This is a genomic window from Flintibacter porci (assembly GCF_041925195.1).
Classification (GTDB): Bacteria; Bacillota; Clostridia; order Oscillospirales; family Oscillospiraceae; genus Lawsonibacter; species Lawsonibacter porci.
Window position 1 is genome coordinate 202,995 of sequence record NZ_JBHEVB010000007.1, and the last position, 6,512, is coordinate 209,506.

7 protein-coding genes are annotated in these 6,512 nt (G+C 57.5%); all 7 read left to right on the plus strand.

What is annotated here, in order from left to right:
• The first annotated feature begins 104 nt into the window (after positions 1-104).
• The 7 genes from ACEVJL_RS09955 to ACEVJL_RS09985 all read left to right on the plus strand — a co-directional run bounded on the left by ACEVJL_RS09955 (position 105) and on the right by ACEVJL_RS09985 (position 6,398).
• Positions 105-1,490, plus strand: a complete 1,386-nt coding sequence (locus ACEVJL_RS09955) for an MFS transporter (protein WP_374737725.1) — start codon at positions 105-107, stop codon at positions 1,488-1,490.
• 16 nt (positions 1,491-1,506) lie between these two features.
• Positions 1,507-2,307 carry a metallophosphoesterase family protein gene (locus tag ACEVJL_RS09960; protein WP_374737727.1) on the plus strand — a complete coding sequence of 267 codons (801 nt, stop codon included), beginning with the start codon at positions 1,507-1,509 and terminating at the stop codon, positions 2,305-2,307.
• Positions 2,308-2,408: 101 nt separating this feature from the next.
• Positions 2,409-3,146 carry a phosphatase gene (locus ACEVJL_RS09965; RefSeq protein ID WP_374737728.1) on the plus strand — a complete coding sequence of 246 codons (738 nt, stop codon included), beginning with the start codon at positions 2,409-2,411 and terminating at the stop codon, positions 3,144-3,146.
• A 15-nt stretch (positions 3,147-3,161) separates the two neighbouring features.
• Complete coding sequence (locus ACEVJL_RS09970; RefSeq protein WP_191905286.1) at positions 3,162-3,854, plus strand: MgtC/SapB family protein; 693 nt, start codon at positions 3,162-3,164, stop codon at positions 3,852-3,854.
• A gap of 33 nt (positions 3,855-3,887) precedes the next feature.
• Entirely contained in the window at positions 3,888-5,087 is a 1,200-nt protein-coding gene (locus ACEVJL_RS09975; RefSeq protein WP_374737731.1) for a phosphopentomutase, read from the plus strand.
• A gap of 16 nt (positions 5,088-5,103) precedes the next feature.
• Complete coding sequence (locus tag ACEVJL_RS09980) at positions 5,104-5,508, plus strand: cytidine deaminase (RefSeq protein ID WP_374737733.1); 405 nt, start codon at positions 5,104-5,106, stop codon at positions 5,506-5,508.
• 251 nt (positions 5,509-5,759) lie between these two features.
• A complete protein-coding gene (locus tag ACEVJL_RS09985) occupies positions 5,760-6,398 on the plus strand; it encodes a hypothetical protein (protein WP_374737735.1) in 639 nt (212 codons plus the stop codon).
• Positions 6,399-6,512 lie beyond the last annotated feature (114 nt).

A 6,512-nucleotide genomic window follows, 5' to 3' on the forward strand; every position in this document is an offset into this window, starting at 1 on the left:
CACTTCCTTTTGTGATATGTGACACAGGTCATTTGTGACAGGTACACAAAATGGTACAGTGATGTCAGCAAGGCACCAAACACAAGAAAGGAGCACAGAGAACAATGAGAGAGAAAAAACGAAACGGACTAAGCAGGGCACTGCGGATCTTCTACGGAGTAGGGGACTGCGGCTACACCCTGACCACCAACGTGGAATCGTATTTCTTCAGCTTTTTCCTCACCAACATGGCCCAGTATTCCATGGCAACCATCTCCGTCATCACCACCGTGACCAGCGTAGTCTGCGCCATCCTGGTGGGCGTGGCCGGCGGCATCATCAACAGCAGCAAACCCATGCGGTGGGGACGCTACCGGTCCTGGCTGGTGGTGATCCCCTGGCTGATACCTCTGATTTACCCCTTCCAGTTTGTCAAGATTGGCGACGGCGTGATCTCCGGCCTCATTATCATGGCGGCGGCCATCATCAGCCACACCCTGTGGCAGTTCCCCTATGTAGCCAGCATCTCCATGATCAGCGTGGCCGGAAAGACCCAGGAGGAGCGGGCACAGCTGTCCTCCACCCGGGCTATGTGGAACAGCTTCTCCAAGGTGATCTTCTCCGTGGTAGGCGTGCCTCTGGCCGGTGTGTTCGCCAGCATCCTGGGCACCAAGAATCAGTACGCCGGCGTGGCCTTCTGTTTGGGCCTGGCCATGGTGATCGGCTACTACATCCACTTCCGCATGTTTGAAGGCTATGAGGAAAAGGAGGACACCCTCCAGAACCAGAAGGCTCCCGCCAAGGAGAAGACCAGCCTGAAGGACCTAGCTGTCTCCCTGATCCAGAATCCCTCCCTGGTGGCTCTGCTCATCGCCTGCATTGCCCCTTATGTGTACGTATTTGTCACCTCCGGCATCGCCATCTATTACTTCGACTACGTGGTGGAGCACAGCGAGATGCTCTCTCCCTACATCATGGTCTCCAGCTTTGTCAGCATTCTGGGCTCCTACCTGTGCAAGAAGCTGGTGAAAGCCATCACCGCCCGGCGCACCTTCCTGCTGGCCTTGGTGTTCATGGCGGCCTGCTCCGGTATCGCCTTCCTGCGGTATGAGCACATGTACGAGGTCATCGTGTTCATGAGTCTGGTGCAGCTGGGCTTTGGCGTAGTCATTGCCAGCCAGCCCATGCTCTACTCCGACGTGATCATCTACAACCAGTGGAAGACGGGCAAGAACGCCGCGGGCTGGATCACTGGCTTGCAGATGGTGCCCCTGAACGTGGGCATCGTGTCCCGGGGTCTTATCATCTCCGCCTGTCTGGCGGTGGCCTCCTTCGACCCCAACATGGTCATGGATGTGATTCCCACTGAGCTGAAAACCGGCATCTGCGTGGCCTTCATGGTTATCCCCGGCGCGGTTCTCCTGGTGGGTGCCCTGATCTTTGCCTTTGGCTTCCGCCTAAAGAAGGAGATGGTGGAGCAGTACCAGGCTGAGATCAACGCCAGACAGTGAAAGGATGGGAGAGCACATGAAGATCCTGCATATTTCCGACATTCATTACCGCCAGAGCTATGAACCCTGCGAGAAGGGGTACAAGGCGGTGCTCTACCGGATGCAGGCCCCTCTGGAGCCCCTGGGCCGCTGCCTGGCCCAGGCCCGGGAGTCCTATCCCGACCTGGATTGCCTGCTCATCTCCGGCGACCTTACCGAAGACGGGACCGCAGAGGACTACGCCCAGCTGCGGCAGTTCATTGAGGACCAGGTAGGCGGCCTGCCGGTGGTGGTGACTTTGGGCAACCACGACAATAAGGCGTCCTTCTATCAGGGTTGGCTGGGGCAGGAGCCCTCCTCTGAGCCATACAACTGCGTAGCTCACTTTGGGGACACGGCCATTATCTCCTGGGACACCTCGGTCCAGGGCAATCCAGACGGGGTCATTACCCCTCAGCAGATGCAGTGGCTCAAGGATGCCTTTGCCCAGATTCAGGACCGGCACATTATCCTGATGACCCACCACCACTTTATGGAGCACCAGGCCTCGGTGCCCGCCATCCCCGATCAGAAGGAGTTCCCTGAGCTGCTGCGGGACCGTCAGATCGACTGCCTGCTGTGCGGCCACACCCACCACAAGTTCGCCTACTTCTATGGGGACGTGCCCTACTACACGGTGGACGGTATGTCCTTCTACGCCGACCTGCTGATGAATGGTGCGGTGCGTTTCCGGGAGACCTACGGATACAACTACTACAAAATTGACGACGGTATGGTGTCGGAGCACCGCACCGCCACCTTCAACACCGGAAAAGTACTGGACACCATGTTCTGGTAACCAGGCTTTTCTGAACAACGTGCAGGGAGAGGAGCGGGTCCTCTCCCTGCACGGGCGTTTCTCGGATAGACCGGGATGAATCGAATAAAAAGGAGATTTTTATGATGGAACTGATCTTAGACACCCATTCCCATACCATTGCCAGCGCCCACGCCTATTCTACGGTAACCGAGCTGGCCCAGGCCGCTTCGGACAAGGGCCTTAAGCTGCTGGCCGTGACCGACCATGCCCCCGCGCTGTCCGACTCCAGTCCGCTGCTGCACTTCATGAACTACCACGTGCTGCCCAAGACGCTCAAAGGGGTAGAGATGCTCTACGGGGTGGAGCTGAACATCCTGGATTTTGAGGGGCACATCGACATGCCCGAAGACATCCTCCAACGCCAGGACATCTGCATCGCCAGCTTTCATACCGAGTGTACCAAGCCGGGTACCCTGGAGGAGAATACACAGGCCTTTCTGGGTGCCATGGACAATCCCTATGTGAACATCATCGGCCACCCGGACGACGGGTATATCCCCGTAGACTACGAGGCCCTGGTGAAAAAGGCCAAGGAGGAGGACATTCTGCTGGAGGTGAACAACGCCTCCTTGCAGACTGCCTACTTCCGGCTCAACACCAAGGACAACGCCAAAACCATGCTGAAGCTGTGCAAGGAGCTGGGTGTACCTGTTTCGGTGGGCAGCGATGCCCACTACGCCGACACAGTGGGCCGCTTTGACGGGGCCCTGCAAATTTTGAAGGAGGTGGGTTTCCCCGAGGAGTTGGTGGCCAATACCTCGGTGGAGAAGTTCAAAGCGCTTCTGGCCAAGCGGCTGGAGCACGGGAAGCGGAGCTGACCCGTGGAGGCGCTGATGAGTGTTTATGGGCTCCTCCAGGAGCTTAACCCGGTTTCCATGGTGGTGCGCATCCTGCTGGCTGCCTGCTGCGGCGGCATTCTGGGCATTGAGAGGGCCAAGAGCAACCAGGCCGCCGGGATGCGCACCTATATGCTGGTGTGCCTGGGCTCCACGGTGGTCATGCTCACCAGCCAGTATATGGCCCAGTACTTTAATACCGGGGACCCAGCCCGGCTGGGCGCCCAGGTCATCAGCGGCATCGGCTTTCTGGGGGCGGGCAGCATCATGACCGGGGGAAAGCTGGAGGTGCGGGGGCTTACTACCGCGGCGGGGCTGTGGACGGCGGCCTGCATCGGCCTGGCTGTGGGCATCGGCTTTTACGCCGGCGGTATTTTAGGCACTGCGGCGGTCTATCTCACTGTCTCCTGCCTCAAACCGGTGGCCTACCGTTTCTCCCGGGACCACAACCGCTTTGGGCTGTACATTGAGGTCAAACGAATGGAGTATCTCCCCGTGGTCTATAAGCTCATCGAGGAGTTCGACGGCTATCTCAGTGACAAAGAGGTGTCCGAGTGCCGGGAGGACGGCAGCTGCGGGGCGGTTCTGTCCATCAAGCTGCCCCGGGAAAAGATGCCCGAGGAGATCATGGAGATGCTGTCACTGGAGCCCTTTGTGAAGGACGTCAAATTTATCAACTATAACATTTGAGCCCCGGCGGGCTCAGCCAGAAAGGGATCGGATATGAAAGAATTTAAGCGCGTCTTTGTGGTGGTGTTGGATTCCATGGGGGTGGGTGCCATGGCCGACTCCCCGGAGTACGGGGACGTGGGCGTGGACACTTTGGGTCATATCTCCCAGAGCGTGGAGGCGTTTCACATTCTCAACCTGCAAAAGCTTGGGCTGGTCAATCTGCACCCGCTTCAGCAGGTAGAGCCAGTCAGCCGACCCGCCGGGCGGTTCTGCCGCCTGCGGGAGGCCAGCCGGGGCAAGGACACCATGACCGGCCACTGGGAGATGATGGGGCTGTACGTGACCAAGCCCTTTGTCACCTTCACCGACCACGGATTTCCCCCAGAACTCATCCGGGAGCTGGAGAAGCGAACCGGACGGAAGATTATCGGCAACAAAAGCGCCAGCGGCACCGAAATTCTGGAGGAGCTGGGGGAGGAGGAGATCCGGGAGGGCCACCTCATTGTCTATACCTCCGCCGACTCGGTCCTTCAGATCTGCGGCAACGAGGAGACCATGGGTCTGGAAAACCTGTACCGGTACTGCGAGATCACCCGGGAGCTGACCATGCGGGACGAGTGGAAGGTGGGGCGGGTCATTGCCCGGCCTTACACCGGTATGAAGCGGGGGGAATTCAAACGAACCGCCAACCGCCACGACTACGCATTAAAGCCCTTTGGGCGGACGGTGCTTAACGCCCTAAAGGACGGGGGCTATGACGTGATCTCGGTGGGCAAGATATTTGACATCTTCGACGGGGAGGGGCTCACCGAGTCCAACAAGTCCAAGTCCTCCGTCCACGGTATGGAGCAAACTATCGACGTTGCCGGGCGGGATTTTACCGGCCTATGCTTTGTCAACCTGGTGGACTTTGACGCTCTGTGGGGCCACCGGAGAAACCCGGAGGGCTATGCCTGGGAGATCGAGCGCTTTGACGAGAAGCTGGGGGAGCTGCTGGAGCGGCTGGGGGAGGACGATCTGCTGATCCTTACTGCGGACCACGGAAACGACCCCACCTATACCGGCACCGACCACACCCGGGAGATGGTTCCCCTGGTGGCCTGGTCGCCCCGGTACACCCGGGGCGGTCCTCTGGAAGACCAGGACACTTTCGCGGTCATCGGAGCCACCATTGCGGAGAACTTCCAGGTGCCTATGCCGGAGGGGACCATTGGACATTCGATTCTGTCCCAGCTGCGGGACGGAGAATAAAGGAGGAGACGAAGATATGGACGATAAAGAACTGATCCGGCTGGCCCACCAGGCCCGGGAGCGTGCCTACGCCCCTTACTCCAACTTTTTGGTGGGGGCAGCCCTGGAGACCCAGGACGGAAAGGTGTACCTGGGCTGCAACATCGAAAACGCCTCCTACGGAGCCAGCAACTGCGCTGAGCGCACCGCATTTTTCAAAGCGGTGTCGGAAGGGGAGAGGCACTTTGCCAAGATCGCCATTGTGGGCGGGGCCAGGGGGGATGAGGCCTGCTCCACCTGTTCGCCCTGCGGGATCTGCCGCCAGGTGATGAGTGAATTTTGCGATGGCAAGACGTTTATCATCCTTCTGGAGGGAGAAGGCGGAGAGATCAAGCGATTTACTCTGGATGAGTTGCTCCCATTTGCGTTTGAAAAAGTATAACGATGCGGTTCCCTGGACGGTATTTCGTCCAGGAAATTTTTGTATAAAGAAAACCACCCGCCAGGCGAGTGGACCCGAACTGCACTTCAAATTTTTCCTTTATTTGCAACTCAGGAAATTGGGTACTGCAAACCCAAAAAGTATTTTGCTCCCGGAGATTAAGAAAACTTAAGAGAATGTTTATGAGCCTTCCCTATTTGCTGTGATATAATCCCAAAATCAAGTCAAGATATGGTGGGGGAGGCCAGGACATGAAACGCATCATCACAAATGGAATCACCAATCTGGAACCACTGGCCGGCAGCAGTAAATGGTATTGGGGCGCCGACTATGCCGGCGGAGATTTATACGAAGCCGAAGAGCTGTTCCGCAGCGGTCATCCAATCCGCAAGAACCGGCTTATCCTGGTCCGCTGCCCGGAGGGCACAGTCTATGAGCCGGTATGCACCAAGCCGGGGCAGTACCTGGGCAGACCGGCGTACCACAATGGACAGGTTGTGTTGCTGCTGGTGGATTTTCCAAAGGAAGAGATTCGTATTTTGTCCTTCGATGAAGCAGAGGAAATCACTAAGCCGCTGGCGGTGTTGCCTCTCTCTATCGTGTCGGACTGCTATAATCTCATGCTGGAGGCATCACCGCTTATGCTGACCCGGTCCGCCCACGACAATCAGTTCCAGATTCTCTGGCCGGAACGCCGGGACTTTGCGATAGAGGACCATGTGTTTTTTGAGTTTCTGGAAGGAAACAGGCTGTATACTTCGGTCTGGTATGAGGACCCGGACTACCGGGAGGAGCTTCTGGTGCGGGATTATGATACCGGGGAACTGCTGGAGCGGATACCGGGAAGCCTCCGCCAGATGCCGAACGGCCAGAAGTGGCTCCTGGTGTGAGGAGTCCTGCAAATAAAAGTCAAGTCCTAAAATGAAAAAAATCCCGCAAAGTTTGCGAGATCAAAAAAGCGCAACAAATCAAGCTGGAGAAAAGACTTCCACCAGCTGGAGTGA